This is a genomic window from Microbulbifer hainanensis, from assembly GCF_014904735.1.
Taxonomy (GTDB): Bacteria; Pseudomonadota; Gammaproteobacteria; order Pseudomonadales; family Cellvibrionaceae; genus Microbulbifer; species Microbulbifer hainanensis.
Genome location: NZ_JACZCR010000054.1, coordinates 114,647 through 132,586, shown reverse-complemented (window position 1 = coordinate 132,586; position 17,940 = coordinate 114,647). Strand labels below are relative to the sequence as shown.

Below are 17,940 nucleotides of genomic sequence, written 5' to 3'. Positions count from 1 at the left end.
ACTGCAACAGCCTTCGACGATCGTGGAGCGCTTTGTAGGGTGCTAGTGGCTCAGAAGCACTGGCTCTCAGTCGCCGCAGCGTGCCTGTCGCTGACTGCTCTACTGGCTGCGCCCTCGGCCCAGGCAAAACCCGGTGTCATCAGTGATAACTCAGCTCCGCGAACCGCAACCTCAGAAAATATGGAAGACCTTGAGGATATGCGAGTCAAGGTTCTGGGTGGCTATGTCCGTATAAATCGTCGGTGGACGAATCACGGCTGGGAGTGGAATAGTCGCTGGAATCCTATCCTGAACCACCAGGGACTCACCCAGGCTGTCGAAAGCGGTGGCATTGCAGCAGGCCCAGACATATTCGACCTGTACGAATCCGAAGAAAAACTCGCTGCGGTAGATCTTTTCGGTAAAAAATTTTTCCAGTCTGGCGAACGTGCGGGAACGGGGCGACCCGGGCGCTTCGTTACCGCGCAACAGCAGGCGGGATCTTCTGGTATCGACTGTAAGCAGTTGTACCAGTTTTACTTCTATCGGAATGAACTCGCATACCGGCCGGAGGCGTTTACGTTAAGTGATGAAAATCTGGGGTGTATTAGCAGCGTCGGTAATGTTTATCACTCATTGGTTAATCACACAATCACCAAGAATGGCGATGACTATACGTGGCGCGACCGACATGGGAATCTGATTTTTTATAAGAACAATGAGATTTCCTATTACGAAGATAGGAATCACGTTCGCGTCTCTTTTGATTACGATAGCCATCACATAAAGACGATTCGCGACCACAATGGCAATGTCGTTATTACTTATCACTGGCAGCATATCGATAATGGCGGGCTCGCTGGCTCTAACTTCTACCAGCTAACCAGTGTTGAGGACTATAGCGGGCGTACCGTTCAATATCGCTACGGAGAGGACAGCAGCAACCTGATTACTTACCGCCGCCTAATAGAAGTGATCGATGTCCGCGGTGAGAGCTGGAAATATCAGTACAAAATAGACAGTAATACCAAAAAAATCACTCTGGATACCATGACGGATCCGAATGGCAAAGTTATTACTTATTCGACCAATGCCGACGGCCACGTGAATGGTTTCGAACGCGCAGACGGCAGCGGTGAGACCTATAGCCATAGCGTCGACAGCAACAAGGTTTACAAAGTCACTCACACCGAAAAGTCGGGCGTGATCACCGAGCGCTGGTACAACGCTCTTAATATGGCGATCAAGAAGCAGGTAGGCGGGCAACTGCAGTTCGAAACCAAGTTTGAGTTCGCTGGCGATCGCACCGCCAAGGATATTGCTCGACAGTACCAGTCTGTAGGAGGTTACAACTCTCCGCTGGAGCTCAAGCCCATCCGTATCCTGAACAGTGTCACCAAAGACGCGCGTGGACTTGAGACAAAGAAATACTACGACACTTTCCGCAACGTCACCCGCACCGAATACCCGGACGGCACCTACACCACCACCGACTGGAACACAGTGCTGACCCTGCCGGTGCGGGAGCGCGACCAGCGCGGCATCATCACAGAGTACGAGTACGACGACCGCGGCAACCTGATCACCCTGACTGAGGCCGTTGGCACCCCCGACCAGCGCATCACCCGCTACACCTACGACCAGTACGGCCAGATGCTGACCCAGACCACCGGTGAGAGCGCAGCCGGCAATACCGCGCTGGCCACTGCGCACTGGGAGTACGACAGCTACGGCAATGTCACCAAGGTTACGGACCCGGAGCAGAAAGTCACCGAATACCAGAGCTACGATATCAACGGCAACGCCCACACCATCGTCGACGCGCGCCTGAAATCCTGGACCCACGACTACGATGCGGTCGGCAATCTACTCTCGGACCTGAACCCCTACGACCAGGGCTTCAGTTACGAGTACGACGCCGCCGGCGATCTCGTTATGGTCACCGACGCTAGCGGCAGCAGCCTGCATATCGTCAACAACGCCTCCGGCCTGCCGCTGACCGTCACGGACGACAGCGGCAATGAACTGGCGCTGACCTACGACAAAGGCAACCGCCTGGCCACCATTACCGATGCGGAGCAGTCCAGTATCGGCCTGGAGTACGATGGCCAGAATCGCTTGCGCGCGGTGGTGGATGGCGAGCAGAACCGCACTGAGTACAACTACCAGCAGAACCTGCTGCACAAGATCGATTACCCCACCTACTCGGAAGAGCTGGGCTACGACAAGCGCGACCGCATCGAGCAGAGCAAGCAGAAGGCCAATAACCTCGAATACCTGCGCTCCTACGGTTACGACCTGGGCGACAACCTGACCAGCGATACCGACGCGCTGGAGAACACCGAGAGGTACGAATACGACAAGCTGAACCGGCTGGTGGCCATTATCGATCCGGTCAACGGTGAAACCAAAAAGACCGAATTCAGCTACGACGCCCGCGACAACCTACTGCAGGTTGAGGACCCGGAGGGGCGCCTGACGGTCTACACCTACGACAAGAACGACCGCCTGAAAACCGAAACCAAGCACGACTTCATCGGCACCAACAAGCAGCGGGTTTACGACTACGATGCCAATGGCAATCTGGTGGCGGTAACCAATCCGGAGCAGGAAGAGCGCGCCTACAGCTACGACGACGCCAACCGCCTGAGCAAGTTGCAGGTCTATGCCAATAAGGACAGCGCGCAGCCGATCAAGGTGGTGGACTACCACTACAACGCCAAGGCCCAGTACACCGGTTATACCCAGGCGCCGGGTGCGGATACCGCCAATGCCACCGCGGATATCGTCAATCACCGCGAGACTTACAGCTACGACAGCCTGAACCGGCTCGAATTGGTGACGGTGGATTACTTTGGTGAGGGCGCCCAGGCAGCGGAGATCGTCTTCTCCAAGAGCTACAGCTACAGCTACTACGGCAATGGCCTGAAGAAGACCTATACCAATCCGGAAGGCATTACCTACACCTACTACTACAACAAGAACAATCAGCTGGCCGCGGTGCATATCCCCGGCGAGGGCCAACTGGCCTGGACCGACTTCGACTGGCTGGCGCCGCAGACACTGCTGCTGCCCGGCGGCAACCGCATCACACTCAGCTACGACGACTTCCTGCGGGTCAAGCAGCGGATACTGGAAGACAGCGCCAGTAACGACAAGGCGCGGGCGGTATACGAATACGACCTGGAAAGCAATATCCGCAAGATCAGCACCGAGCACGGCGATTACAATTTCGGTTATGACAAACTGTATCGATTGACCCAGGCAGATTATCCGGCGGAAAGCGCCGCCAACGACGAACAGTTCGTTTATGACGGCGTCGGCAACCGCACCGGGCACAGTGACGGTGAGGTAGAGGGGGAAGACTTCACTCCGTCCACCTCACAGGAATTGCAATACAACGAAGAGAACCAGCTGACGGCAATTAGCGGCGACGAAACCGTCAGCTTCCAGTACAACGACAACGGCCACACCACCCAGAAAGTACAGAGCGGCGTTACCTGGGATTACCACTACAACCACGAGGAGCGGTTGATCGCCGTCGACAAGGACGGCACTACTGTCGGTCAGTACCGATACAATCCTTACGGGCAGCGTATCCGTAAGCAGACAGGGCAGGTGACCTATTTTCTCTATAACGAGGAGGGAATGGCCGCCGAATACGATCAGTCCGGAAAGCTGATCAAGGAGTATCACTTCAAGCCGGGCATGCCGTGGATGACCGAGCCGCTGTTCCAACGGGTTTCCACTGGTGAAATTTATTACTACCAAAACGACCATCTTGGTACACCACAGCGTATGGTGGATAAATTCGGGGCTGTTGTTTGGGATGCCCGATACGAAGCGTTCGGAAAAGCTGAAATTTTGACAGAGACTGTTGAGAATAATCTGCGGCTTCCCGGACAGTACTTTGATTTAGAGTCTGGTTTAAACCAGAACCTGTTCAGAGATTATGATCCTAAAAGTGGTCGCTATTTAGAGGTCGATCCTATAGGCCTGTTAGGTGGTTTAAATGGATACCGATATGCTAATGCGTCACCTTCTTTCTTTCTTGATCCTCTTGGGTTGTTGAGTTTTAGAGATGTTATGGGGTTCGTTCCCGTAGTTGGCTCTCTCTTGAATGCATACGACGCTTTCCGCTGTGGTAATTTAGGAGAAGGGTTACTTAATCTGGGGCTTGCTCTGGCTGAGGCAACTGGTACTGGATTGATCGTCAAAGGGCTTACTGTTGGAACTATGAAGTGGGCGGCAAGGAAAGAGATTAAGCAAATTTATAAGCAGAGCAGAAATTGGCCTCAGATGAGAAGAAAGCTACAAAATAAAGGTCATATTCCAAAGAATTCAAGTTCCACGCCGAATAAAGATTGGGCAACAACAGATCATATATTTGCAAAACAGAGAGGTAACATGCCTCACAGTGTTAAAAATCACCCGGCAAATCTTCAGACTGAGGTGAGTCAGAGTATGAACTCAAAATTTGAGCATATGTCTCCCATGGAGAGAGCTCTACATCTGCCTGGATGGATGAAGGGAGGGGCCGCAGGCGCGGGAGCTTATGGCGCTGGGCAAGCGATGGGATCGGGATCCTGTGAGTGCTGATGTTATATTTGTTTACATGGCGCAATACTTTTGAAACAAAGGTGCAGAATGTCTCCGATTAGTTCATTTTTGTTGGTGGTTGTAGGTTTTCTATTATTTGCAGTGCCCATATTTTATTTTATATTTTTTAAGGGTAGTGCGGGGGCTAATAAGGGTGTGAATGCTATTCCAGAATCTCCCCGTATTGTTGACCTTGAGCAGGTGCGGAAAATTCAAGCTGAGCTAGGCGTTACCCTGCCTCCTCGTTATATTGCTGTCCTGTTGGGTGATCGTCCTGATTTTTTAGACTCAACTGCTGTTCTAGACGATGCTCGACAGATAATTGATTTCACATTGAAGTATCGATATGGAGCATATGGGTTACCGAGTTGGCCAAATAGCTATGTTTATATTGGAGATGAAGCAGATGCTTGTCCATATGTAATCGATTGTGAGAATGGTAATGTTTTGCGGCTGGATAAGGGGAATATATCCATAAATCCACTGGCAGATTTTGAGACATTCGATAATTTTGTCGAAGCGTATCGAGAAGTGATGGAAGAATAATTGGCGCCATAATAAGGGGGATCGACAAAGGGTAGATAAAGATGGTGAGTAAAATAGGGGGTATATTCTTGACATCTCTTTAAACATGTTTCAGAACACCGTTTAACGAAATCAGAGAAGACCATTGCCAAGGATTACCAGAATACTGATAGTAAATATACCCAGCTATCGTATGCCTATTGGGCGTCAGATCTGGGAAGCATATAGCTACCGGTTGAAATAACGTCGGCCGTCCGACAAAAGAAATCGATTAAGACAAACAAAAAATAGAAAATTTAGATTTTGGGAATAGGAATCATGTTGCAACGTTGGGGGATTCTGGCAGCAGTCTGGCTGTGCGCACTGGTCGCACCGGCAGCTGTCACGGCTCAGGAGGAGGCACTCTGCGCGGAGGTGCGCATAGAGATCCTCCAGGAGCTGACACTGGAGCGCCAGGGCTTTGAGGCCATGATGCGCATTACCAACAGCCTGGATACCTATTCCATCGAGGATATCGCCATCACCGTCAATTTTGCCGATGTCGATGGCAATACGGTGACCGCCACTTCCGATACGTCGGACAGCGATGCGGCCTTCTTTATCCGTGTGGACGACACCCAGAACGTCAATGCGCTGGTCACCGGCGACGACGGCGCGGTGACCGATGGCGAAATCACCGCCGGCAATGTGGGCGAGTTCCGCTGGTTGATCGTGCCCACGGCCAATGCCGCCGGGCAGACCGATAACGGCGAGCTCTTCTTTGTCGGCGCCACCTTGTCCTACGCCTACGGCGGCAACGAGGAGGTGGTGCAGGTAGCGCCGGACTCCATTGTGGTCAAGCCGCAGCCGCTGCTGAGCCTGGACTACTTCCTGACCCATGAGGTGGTCGCCGACGATGCGTTTACCACCGAGATAGAACCGCCGCAGCCCTACACCATAGGGGTACGGATCGACAATAGCGGCTACGGCGCCGCGCACGGCCTCAATATCGAATCGGCGCAACCGAAAATTGTCGACAACGAACAGGGCCTGGCAATCGATTTCACCATTACCGAGAGCTATGTCGGCAACCAGGCGGCGCAACCCAGCCTGCTGCTCAATTTCGGCGAAATAGACGCGCAGAGCATGCAGACCGGCCGCTGGGTGATGGAGTCGACCCAGTCCGGGGAATTCACTTCCTTTAATGCCAACTTTACCCACGCGGATGAACTGGGCGGCGAACTGACCTCGCTGATCGAGGCCACCAACGCGCACCTGCTGGTGCAGGATGTAATGGTCGACCTGCCCGGGCGCGATAGCGTGCCGGACTTTCTTGCCGTCGGTGAAGACGACAACCTGTATGTGTACGAGAGTGAGAACACCGGCGCCGACCTGGCCCTGTGTCGCAGCTGTGCCGCGGTAACAGCGCTTTCCTACGCCCTCGGCAGCGAGAGTGGCAATACGCGCACATTGAGCGGCGGCGGGCAGGACGGTTTCGGTTATATCCAGGTGGCCGATCCCTACGCCGGCGCTAAGGCGCTGTCCCGCGTCGTGCGCGCCGACGGCAAAGTACTGGACCCGCACAACTTCTGGCTGTCGCAGCAGCGCGCCGACAACAAGGTGGACTTCGATTACTTTATCAACCTGCTGGATTACGACAGCAACGCAAGCTACACGCTGACATTTGTCGACTCCGCCGAGCTGCCGCAGCCGCCGGTGATCCAGGCAATTCTCGACCGCACCAGCCACGAGGGCGGCCAGATCGGTTTCCTGGTGCAGTCTTCCGATCCCAACGGCACAGTGCCGCAACTCATTTCCAGCAGCCTGCCGTCCGGCGCGACCTTCACCGATGGCGGCGACGGTACCGGTGTGTTCCGCTGGCAGCCGGCCATCGGCCAGGCGGGCACTTATGTGGTCAGCTTCACCGCCAGCGATGGCCAGCTCTCCAGCCAGCGCGCGGTAAACCTGCAGGTCAACCCCGCCGACGATACTGACGGCGACGGCCTCAGCGATGCCTGGGAGATGGAAAACTTCGGCAACCTGGACCGCGACGGCAGCGGCGACTACGACGAAGACGGCCGCAGTGACGCCCAGGAGGAGGAAGTCGGCAGCGACCCCACCGTGCCTGAGGTGGCCCCGGGCGCGCCGCAGATTGCCAGCCCTGTGTTCGACGGCGAGATACTGGATGGTGCCACTGAGTTGCTGCCGACCCTGGCAGTAACGAACGGCGAGCACGCTGCGGAACTGAGTGTTGCCTACCAGTTTGAAGTGTACGCCGACCAGGCCATGGTCACCCGGGTGGCGTCTGCCAGTGTTGCCGAGGGTAGCGGCAGTACCCAGTGGCCTATTGCCAGTAGCGATCTGCAGCCGGGCCGGGCCTTTGCCGACAACAGCCTGTATTACTGGCGCGTCCGCGCGATCACCCAGGTGGATGAGAGTGCCGGGGAGGTGCCGGTGGCCTCCAACTGGGAGTCGAGCCGCTTCTTTATCAACACCGCCAACGATGCACCCGGCGCGCCGGCAATCAATGCGCCGCCGGTCAATGCCGTGGTGGCAAACACGCGTCCGCAACTGGCGGTGGCCCACGCCTTCGATGCGGACCGTGACGCGCTGACCTACGGCTTTGATCTGTTCCACGAATCCGACCTGGACAACCCCATTGCGCAGGTGTCGGGGCTGCTGCCTGGGGGTAATTTCCAGACCACGTGGCAGGTGCCCAATCCGCTTGAGGAGGACAACGCCTATGTGTGGAAAGCGTGGGTGGAGGACGAGCACGGTGCGCGCACGGAAAGCGAAATCGGAACCTTCCTGGTCAGCCTGCAGAACAACGCCCCTACCGAACCGTCGATAGTGGCGCCCAGCGACTTTGTCTCCAACTGGCTGCCGGACAATGGTGTCGAACTGCGGGTGGCAAACGCCACTGACCCGGAACAGCGGCCACTCACTTACTACTTCGAGCTGGATACCGCAGCCGGCTTCGACAGCGGCACAACCCTGGTATCTGGCCCAGTTGCGGCGGGGCAGGGGGAAACCGCCTGGATCGCCACAGGCCTGCAACAGGATGTGACCTATTACTGGCGTGCCAAGGCCAGCGACGGCGCGGTGGAGAGCAACTGGGTCACGGCCAGCTTCCAGGTGGATACCGACAACGTGGCGCCGCCAGTGCCCACACTGCAGAACCCGGGGGCCGGCGCGGTGGTGGAGAACCTGCGGCCGCTATTCGAAGTCAACCCGGTTTCCGATCCGGACGGCGATGCAGTGCAATATCGCTTCGAGGTCTATGCGGATGCGGCGCTGACCATGTTGGTAGCGAGCCAATTGCAGGCGGCCACCCAGTGGACACCCGGCTTCGACTTCAATGACAACAGCCACTACTACTGGCGCGCGCGGGCGAAGGACGCCAAAGGTGCGGTCGGAGACTGGAGTGAGGTCAACCCATTTTCGATCAATGAGAATGGTGTCAACGATGCGCCGCAGATCGCGCTGGTGTTGCCTGGCAGCGAGGTTACGGTCAGCGAGCCGCAGCTGTTGATCCAGTGGCAGGATAGCGATCCCGATAGCAATGCCAGTGTGTCCCTGTATTACCTGTACGAGGGCAGCGGCAGGACTCTGATCGCCGGCGGTATCGCCGAGGATGAGGACGGCAGCGCGGACCAGTATCTGTGGGACGTGTCCGGCCTGCTGCCGGGCAACTACAGCCTGGAAGCGGAAATCTCCGACGGTGAGACCACGGTGACCGCCAGTGGCTGTTGCAATATTGTCGTGCCCGCGCAGACCAAGCGCATCACCGCCACGGCCCTGACCGAGGCGGCGACCGATGAAGCGGGTACGACGATTGCCGCGGTGGAGGTGAGCCTCGACCAGCCATTGCAGGCGGGAACGACACTCACCCTGAACGTTTCCGTCTCCGACGAGAGCGAGGCGGCCATCCAGGGCGACAACTACCTGCAATTTACCGCCGACAACTGGGATATCCCGCAGGCGATCCAGCTGGTGGGTGTTGATGACTGTGCCGTGGACGGCGACAGCCCCTTCAACCTGGTGTTCCAGCCGGCGGACAGCGACGACCCGGCTTACAGCGGCTACCTGCTCGACAGCATCGCGTTCGTTAACCGGGACAGCGAAACCGCGGGGCAGACGCTGTTTATCTGCCAGTACTCACTGGTAGAGCAGGTGCCGGTCAGCGGCACCGCAGATGTGGAATCCCACTACCGGGCACAGCTGGACAACCAGGGGCCGGGGCTGCTGGACGCGAGCGCAAGCCTCACCCTGCTGTCGTCCCCGGACCTGAACTACTCGGCGGCGATAGTCGGCAGCAACACGCTGACCTTCAGCGATATTCCCGCGACGGGCAGTGCGCTCAGCAACGAGGAGCTGGTGATTCGCCACCCGGCTGCGCAGCCACTGGATTTTGCCAAGTTTGCCTGGAGCATCCAGGCGGGTGCATCGCAGAGCAATGTCGAGGGCGACAACGGCAACAACACGCTACAGGGGACGGCCGGCGCCGACCAGATTGATGGCCGCGCCGGTAACGATACGATTTATGCCGGCGAGGGCGACGATGTCATCACCGGCGGCAGCGGCGCCGACAAACTGTATGGTGAAGGCGGCAACGATACCTTTGTGGTCGAGGGCAATGATGGCTACGCCGACCGCTTCGAGGGCGGCGACGGTTTCGACCAGGTGCTCGGTGGCAGCGGCGACGATGCCATCCGCATGAGTGTGTTCAGCGGCAATGCCACGGTAGAGCGGATCGATGGTGCCGGTGGCAACAACGCCATTTACGGTACCAGTGCCAACAACACGCTGGATTTCTCCAATACCGAGCTGGTCAATATCGCCTTTATCGACGGCCTGGGTGGCAACGACACCATCTACGGCAGCTCCGCCAACGATAAAATTATCGGCAACAGTGGCAGCGACAAGCTCTACGGCAATGCCGGTGACGATATCTTCTATATCGAGGGCAATGACGGTGGTACTGACCGGGTAGAGGGCGGTACCGGCTTTGACCAGGTAATCGGTGGTGATGGGGACGACTGGTTCCGCTTCAGCGTGTTCAGCGGCAACGCGCGCGTGGAGGCGATTGAGGGCGGTGCCGGCAATAACCAGATCGTGGGTACCTCCGCAAACAACACACTGGATTTCCGCGAGACCAGCCTGCTCAATATCGCGCGCCTGGATGCAGGTGCCGGTAACGATACCCTGTACGGTTCCAGTGCCGCGGACGTGATCGTCGGCGGTACCGGCAGCGACAAACTCTATGGCGAGGGCGGGGACGACCGCTTCTATCTGACCGCTGGAGATACCGGCTATGACCGCTATGAGGGCGGTGACGGCGACGACTGGCTTTTGGGCACCCCGAGCAACGACGATTTCCGCTTCAGTGTCTTTTCCGGCAATGCCACCGTGGAACTGATCGACGGCGACGGTGGCAGCAACCGGATACTGGGGAATTCCGCCAATAACACCCTGGACTTCAGCAACACGCAATTGGTTTCCATCGAACTGATCGATGCCGCCAGTGGCAACGATACAGTGATGGGTACCGCGGTGGCGGATGTGATCGAGGGGGGCCTGGGCTCGGACAAACTCTACGGCAATGGCGGTGCCGATGTATTTCTGTTAACTGCTGGAGATACCGGCTTCGACTACTACCGCGGTGGCGATGGTACTGACCGTATTCAGGGCACCGATGGCGACGATGAGATTCGCCTGACTGTGTTCAGCGGTGAGGCCCGGGTCGAGATCATCGACGGCGCCGGCGGCAACAACCGCATCCTCGGCTCCAGCGCGAATAACACGCTCGATTTCAGCGAGACACAACTATTGGAGATTGCCGAAATCGATGCCGGTGCAGGCAATGACACCGTCTACGGTTCCCCGTCAGCTGACCGGATTCTCGGTGGCAGTGGCTCCGATAAGCTTTACGGCAACGGCGGTGACGACACCTTCGTGCTGACAGAAGGAGACAGCGGAGCGGATCGCTTCGAAGGTGGCGACGGCTTCGATACGCTGTTGGGCAGCGATGGTGACGACACGATTATGCTGTCCGTATACAGCGGTGCGGCAACGGTCGAGCGTATCGATGGTGGTGCCGGTACCAATACGCTTAGCGGTACCAGCGCTAATAACACCTTGGATTTCCGCACCACAGAGCTGCTCAATATCGACCTGATCGACGGGGGCGCCGGCAACGATACCATTTACGGCTCCGCTGCTGCCGATGTCATCGTTGGTGGTGTGGGCAGCGACAAGGTATATGGCGAGGCCGGTGACGATGTGTTCAAGCTGACCGCCGGGGACACCGGTTTCGATACCTTTCGCGGTGGCGAGGGCACAGACACGCTGCAGGGCACGTCTGGCGATGATGTCTTCCGCTTCAGTGTATTTGCCGGCGAGGCCTCGGTGGAAATTATCGACGGCCTGGGTGGCAGCGACAGGATTCTCGGCACCAGCGCCAATAACACGCTGGACTTCTCCGCGACTGAATTGCGCGGTATTGCCGAGATCGACGGGGCCGAGGGCAACGATTCCATCTATGGTTCATCGCAGGCAGACACCATTGTAGGTGGAACCGGCAGCGACTATCTGGTGGGCAACGATGGCGACGATGTATTTCTGATTACCGTCGGTGATAGCGGCGCGGACAAATATAGCGGCGGGAATGGCACCGACCAGTTGCAGGGAACAGAAGCAGACGACGATATCCTGTTCAGCGTCTTTAGCGGTGCCAGCACGGTGGAAATCATCGACGGTAAGGGTGGACAGAATCGTCTGCTCGGTACCAGCGCCAACAATACTCTGGATTTCCGCGAAACCCAGTTGCTGAACATCGCCGCCATCGATGGTGCTGCGGGTAACGACACCATTTATGGCAGCAGTACCGCAGATAAGATTGTCGGCGGCGTTGGTAGCGACAAACTGTACGGCGGCGCGGGCGACGATGTCTTTGTACATACGGCCGGTGACAGTGGCTACGACCGCTACGAAGGTGGCGAGGGTGAGGATACCCTCCTGGGTACAGACGGTGACGACGAGTTTCGTTTCAGTGTCTTTTCCGGCAATGCCTCTGTGGAGGTAATTGACGGCCGGGGCGGCAGCGACCGCATCGTCGGCAGTTCCGCCAATAACACGCTGGATTTTCGCGGGACTACTCTGGTAGATATCGCCGAAATCGATGCCGGCACCGGCAACGACACCGTCTATGGTTCTGCGGCCGCCGATGTGATTACAGGTGGAACCGGCAGTGACAATCTCTATGGTGAAGATGGCAACGACGTCTTCCTGTTGACCGCCGGCGATACCGGATACGACCGTTACAACGGTGGTGCCGGTGCGGACGAGCTGCGCGGAACTGCGGGTGACGATTTGATCCGCTTGGCGGCCTATTCAGGTGCGAGCACGGTCGAACTGATCAACGGCAATGGCGGCACCGATTGGATCCAGGGCACCACCGGCAACAATACGCTCGATTTCTCCACCACAGTCCTGAGTGGAATTGCCGGGATCAGCGCGGAAAAAGGTAACGACACGGTGCTTGGATCCGCTGGGAACGATCAGCTCCGCGGTGGCGAGGGCAGCGACAACCTGCAGGGCAACGCCGGCGCTGATACCTATTTGTTCGCTCGAGGTGACGGGACGGATACGCTGACCGACAACGGCTCCAGCAGTGGCGATATACTGTTCCTGGAAGGGGCCATTGCGCCGGAGGATATCTGGTTGGTTATCAACGGCAGCCACCTGGATGTCTACCTGCTGGCGGGCAGCGAGAAGATCCAGATCCGCAATTGGCAGTCGGCCGCCGATGCGGTGGAGACAATCGCCACAGAATCGGGCGCGAGCCTGGCTTTACAGGATATTGCTCCACTGGCTGAACTGATGACTTCGATGGGCATTCCGGTCGATGGCGTCATCAGTCTGGATGCGGAGCAGCAGGCACAGATCAGTGAGGCCAGGGCAAGCGCCTGGCAGTAATCGTGCCCTCATGACGGCGGATGTGGCGGCAATTGGGTTTAAATGGTAGTTTGCGCCCAATTGCTGCATATCTATGTGCAGATGGCGCCTGGCTTTTTCCCGTGGCGTTCATACTGACTGAACTGCTGTGAATTTCTGCTTGCCATGAACCTGTCGCCCATCGCCACTGTCCACTCCTGCTTCGGCGAGAAATTCGGCGTGCCGCGCCAGCCGCTGCTGGCGGATGCCAGCCGCGCATCCATTGAGCTGTTGCCGCCGCTGGACACTGCCGACGCGGTGGCCGGGCTGGAAGAAAATACCCATATCTGGGTCGTGTTCCAGTTTCACCAGGCCGCTGGTCAATGGTCGGCCAAGGTGCGCCCGCCGCGTCTCGGCGGCAACAAAAAACTCGGGGTGCTCGCCACCCGCTCGCCGTTTCGTCCCAACAATATCGGCCTGTCGGTGGTGCGGCTGCTGGAGGTGCGCACGGCGCCGAAAGTGGAGCTGATTGTCGGTGGCGCCGACCTGGTGGACGGCACGCCGGTGCTGGATATCAAGCCCTACGTTTCCTACGCGGATTCCATCGCCGGTGCACACAGCGCTTTCGCCGATGCCGCGCCAGCGGAAGTTAAAGTCGTTATTCCCGCTGAAATTCTGCAGCAGGCCGCAGCCTATCGCGACGACTGGGGCACCGATCTGCCGCGTCTGATCGAACAGGTGCTGGCCCAGGATCCGAAACCCGCCTATCAACAACCGGACCCGGAGCGGATTTACGGTATGCAGCTGTGCGGATTCAATTTGCGCTGGCGCTATCCGGCCGGGGGACAGATTGAAGTGGTGGAGTTGCAGTGAAAAGATTATTGCGCAAGTTGCGCTCGCTGGCCGGCTTTGCGCTGGCAGCGGTGCTTATGGCCAGTGGCATTGCCTATTACCAGCAGCGCGATGTCCCCAAAGACCGGGCGCCGGCACTTGCGGCCAGGACACTTGCCGGCGACGTTGTCGACTTGCAGCAAAAGACTGTCGATGGCCCGGTACTGTTGTATTTCTGGGCCACCTGGTGCGGCTACTGCCGCGCCGTGTCACCGGTGATCGACGACTTGGCCGGTGACTACCAGGTGATCTCTGTCGCCCTGCAATCCGGCGATGGGGCGCAGGTGCAGCAATATCTCGACGATAAAGAGCTGCATTTTCCCACCATTAATGATCCCAATGGCGCGATCAGCAGCGCTTGGGGCGTGCGGGTGACACCGACCATTGTCATCGTCGGCAGTGACGGCAAAGTCAGCTGGGTGACTTCCGGCACCACCACCAAATGGGGGCTGGAAGCGCGTCTGGCGATGACGGAGTGAGCCTGCACTAACCCCGCACAGGTTTGTGTGGAAAAGTCGTCATTTGTCATGCCTTCTCAGGCAAATGGCAATTCCCCCGCGCCGGTGCCGGGCCGACAATGGGGCGCTATTGCAACGTCTGGGGTCTGTCTGTGTCCGTTCTCGAATCCTTCTCTTACCGCGATCTCGATGCCCGCCGCGTGGGCCGCGTCAATTGGGGTGTGAACACGTCATTTATTGTCTACCGCCTGGGCGACACCCTGATCGACACGGGCCCCAGTAACCAGTGGAAATTCGTCAAGCCGTTTGTGCAGGAAAAACTGCTGCGCCAGCTGCTGCTGACCCACCACCATGAGGACCACAGTGGCAATGCTGGCGCTATCCACGCATTGACCGGCGTGCAGCCGCTGGCACCCGAGAAAACAGTCGAAATCCTCAAGCGTGGCTTCCGCATACCGCCGATCCAGAAATTTATCTGGGGTTCCGCCGGGCTGGCCGAGGCTGCGCCACTGCCCGAAACGATTGCTATCGGGGGGGATCCGGTAACCCCGATTTTCGCGCCCGGCCACGCGAAGGACATGACCTGTTACCTGCTGCCCGATCGGGGCTGGCTGTTCAGCGCAGACCTGTATATCGCCAATTACCTGAAACTGCTGCGCATCGACGAGCACATTCCCACATTGCTGGACAGCATGCGCCGGGTGCTGCGCGAGGATTTCGAGGTGATTCTGTGCCCGCACCGGGGTGTGGTAGAAGACGGTAAGGCGCGACTCCGTGAGAAATATGATTTCCTGATTGAGCTGAGTGAGCGCGCCCAGGCATTACACAACCAGGGAGTAGAGCCGCTTGAAATCACGCGGCAACTGCTCGGCAATGAGCCCCTAACCAGTATTCTGAGTAGATACAACTTCAGTAAGCGGAACCTGATCGCCTCCTGTCTCGAAGTGGATATCGGTTCCTTCCGTTAGTCTCCGACTGCAGCGCCGACGGCGCGCTTCTGCAGAAATGCCCGCCGCCCGCCGGCTGACACTATGATTGGGTTTGCCAGCGACTAGCGCCCTGTCTATCGACACCGCCGCGGGAGGTGACGGTATGCGCGAACCCACTGCAATTTTCCGTCGTAGCTTACATAGCGCCGAACCGCCGCTGCCGGACGACTTCTCGGTCGCCTGCGCCGAGCAACGCATTCCCCGCCGGCTACTGGCGGAAGTGGATACCTTTATCGAGCTGTTCGATCGCGTTACCTGCCGTCGGCTATGGATCGACAAAGCCGCGGAAGGTGTGCCGCCCAGCGCGCGCGCGGGCCGCAGTGAAGTTTGCTTTTTCAGCGCCTGGGATTTCCATCTTCCGCCGGGGCGCCCCGACGACTGGCAGCTGATCGAGTTCAACGACAATGGTTCCGGATTTCTGTTTGCGGCGCAGATCAATCACATCTATTACAAAACATTTCTCGGTGGCGACAGTGAGATCGTGCCGCCGCCACCGTTTGGCGACCTGGAACACCGGGTTCAGGAAATGATCGCCGGGGAGACGTGTCACTTACTGGGCTCGGACAATCCGCACGGGGTTCTGATTCTGGACGATGAAGATTCCCTGCGCAGCGGCCACTTCCGCGCGGAACACCAGTGGCTGGCAGCGCTCTGTCGCGCGCGGGGCTGGCGTACGCAGATAGCGGCACCGCAGGCGCTGGAGTGGCGCGGGGAGAAGCTGCTTGCGGGCGGTGAGCCATTCGCGTTCGTGATTAACCGCTCCACAGATTTTCTGTGGACGTCCGATGCTTTCACTGCGCTGCGGCGGGCATTCGACAGCGGCCGGGTCTACATTGCCCCCAATCCATTCAGTTTTTCCACACGCAGTGACAAGCGGCTGCTCGAATGGCTGTCGCGGCCGGACTGGGATCGCGAATTGGGGATAACTTCGGAGGAGCGTGCGCTGTTATCGAGGCGCGTACCGGAAACCCGACTGTTACGTGAAGACAATGTCGAACTGCTGGCGCAGCAAAAATCGGAACTGGTATTCAAGCCCACACAGGGGCACGCGGGACTCGGTGTGCTGGATAGCCGCGAGGTAGGCCGCCACCGTTTGCGCCGGCTGGTGGCGAAAGGGGAGCGTTATGTCGCCCAGCGGCGAGTGGAGCGCAGCCAGGTGCGGGAAATAGATGGCAATCACCTGTGGGCGGATTTGCGCGTCTGGTGCTGGCGCGGTCGGCGCTACGAAATCAGCGGCCGCGCATCGCGCAGCGCCGACAGTCTGGATCTGCAGGCGCCGGGCGGTTGGTTGCCTACTTTCGAGGTTTTTTAGGTTTCAGGTTTCGGGGTTTCGATCGGGGAGCCGGAGCCCGAACTATCGGGCTCCGAGACTTATTCACATATTCGCGCCCACCGCAGGCTGTTGATAAGGTGTTTTTCAACCGCCCGTCAACGCGCCCGAGGAGGCTATTTTTTTTCTCCAGACTGTCATGGGCTGATAAGGATTCCGCGCTTGTAGAGCCAGCGCAACACCAGCCACTGCAACAGGATGACACCACAGGCAATCACCAGCGCGCCGCCGGCCTCTGGCAGCGCGGCGGCGATACCGCCGAAGAGGCTCATGCTGCTGAACTCCCAGTTGACCAGGCTGGTGCCCAGGTAAACCAGAATCGCATTGCAGCCGATGATTGCGAAAAAGGTGTTGAATCGCTGCCACTTCCACACGTCCACCAGCAGGTAAAACAGTGCGAGTAGCAGCAGGCTGCAGCCGATGGTGGCCAGGGCGAAGGAACTGGTCCACAGCTCCTTGTTGACCGGGTAGATCCAGTGCCACAGAAAGGCGGCGACCAGACACGCCGCGCCGGCGGCGGCCAGCCCCTGCAGAATTTTGCCGTGCTGTCCCTGCTTGCTGCGCAGCCAGCGTCCGGCAAAAACTCCCGCCAGTGCGTTGGCAATTGCGGGAATGGTCGAAAGCAGTCCTTCCGGATCGTAGGGTCGGTTCTGGTAGTGAATTCCCGGCAACAGGTGCTGGTCTACCCAGGCATTGACTGAGCCGGCGGGTGTCAGATCCCCGAATAGCGTTTGTAGCAGCCAGTAACCGAGCAGAATTGCGGTAGCGATAATGTATTGCACGCGTACGGTGCAGTGCCAGGCAATCATGGCGGCAAAAAACCAGGCGAAGCCGATACGGGCGAGTACACTGGCGTAACGGATTTCACCGAGGTCGGCGGGAATGCCCGTACCCCAGCCGTGGTTGTAGACGATACCCAGCCCGATCAGGATCAGCAGCCGTTTTGCCGCCTTGCGGTAAACCGGCCTGCGCTCACTCATCGGCAGGCCGCGCAGGGACTTGTTGGCGAGTCCGAGAGTGACGCCGGACAGGAAAATAAACAGCGGGAAAATCAGGTCGTAAAAGCGGAAACCGTGCCAGGCTGAGTGGTGCATCTGCTGATCGCCGAAGGCGAATATTGACCAGCCGGTAAGCGTGAGTAGCGGCAGGAACAGTGCTTCGCCGCCAATGATCCAGAACATATCGAAGCCGCGCAGTGCGTCGACCGATGCGAGGCGTTGTTTTTTGGTGGTCATGGTCTTGTTACATCTATTTT

The 17,940-nt window shown here is 58.1% G+C and carries 8 protein-coding genes; 7 read left to right on the top strand and 1 reads right to left on the bottom strand.

Annotated elements, in window-relative coordinates:
* Nucleotides 1-198: 198 nt before the first annotated feature.
* The 7 genes from IG168_RS19610 to IG168_RS19580 all read left to right on the top strand — a co-directional run bounded on the left by IG168_RS19610 (nt 199) and on the right by IG168_RS19580 (nt 16,667).
* A complete protein-coding gene (locus tag IG168_RS19610; RefSeq protein WP_226877165.1) occupies nt 199-4,578 on the top strand; it encodes an RHS repeat-associated core domain-containing protein in 4,380 nt (1,459 codons plus the stop codon).
* A gap of 48 nt (nt 4,579-4,626) precedes the next feature.
* Nucleotides 4,627-5,124, top strand: coding sequence for an SMI1/KNR4 family protein (locus IG168_RS19605; protein ID WP_193166299.1), 498 nt, complete (start codon nt 4,627-4,629; stop codon nt 5,122-5,124).
* A 297-nt stretch (nt 5,125-5,421) separates the two neighbouring features.
* Nucleotides 5,422-13,059, top strand: a complete 7,638-nt coding sequence (locus tag IG168_RS19600) for a beta strand repeat-containing protein (protein WP_193166298.1) — start codon at nt 5,422-5,424, stop codon at nt 13,057-13,059.
* Nucleotides 13,060-13,203: 144 nt separating this feature from the next.
* Nucleotides 13,204-13,890, top strand: a complete 687-nt coding sequence (gene tsaA / locus IG168_RS19595) for a tRNA (N6-threonylcarbamoyladenosine(37)-N6)-methyltransferase TrmO (protein ID WP_193166297.1) — start codon at nt 13,204-13,206, stop codon at nt 13,888-13,890.
* Nucleotides 13,887-14,387 carry a protein disulfide oxidoreductase gene (locus IG168_RS19590; protein ID WP_319024763.1) on the top strand — a complete coding sequence of 167 codons (501 nt, stop codon included), beginning with the start codon at nt 13,887-13,889 and terminating at the stop codon, nt 14,385-14,387. The genes tsaA and IG168_RS19590 overlap by 4 nt, the downstream gene beginning before the upstream one ends.
* A gap of 131 nt (nt 14,388-14,518) precedes the next feature.
* Nucleotides 14,519-15,334: an MBL fold metallo-hydrolase gene (locus IG168_RS19585; protein ID WP_193166296.1), complete on the top strand. Its 816-nt coding sequence runs from the start codon at nt 14,519-14,521 to the stop codon at nt 15,332-15,334.
* Nucleotides 15,335-15,458: 124 nt separating this feature from the next.
* On the top strand, nt 15,459-16,667 hold the full coding sequence (locus IG168_RS19580; RefSeq protein WP_193166295.1) for a hypothetical protein: 1,209 nt from the start codon (nt 15,459-15,461) through the stop codon (nt 16,665-16,667).
* Between the two features lie 155 nt (nt 16,668-16,822).
* Here the strand turns inward: IG168_RS19580 and nagX are convergent, their stop codons facing one another.
* Complete coding sequence (gene nagX, locus IG168_RS19575) at nt 16,823-17,920, bottom strand: transmembrane glucosamine N-acetyltransferase NagX (RefSeq protein WP_193166294.1); 1,098 nt, start codon at nt 17,918-17,920, stop codon at nt 16,823-16,825.
* Nucleotides 17,921-17,940 lie beyond the last annotated feature (20 nt).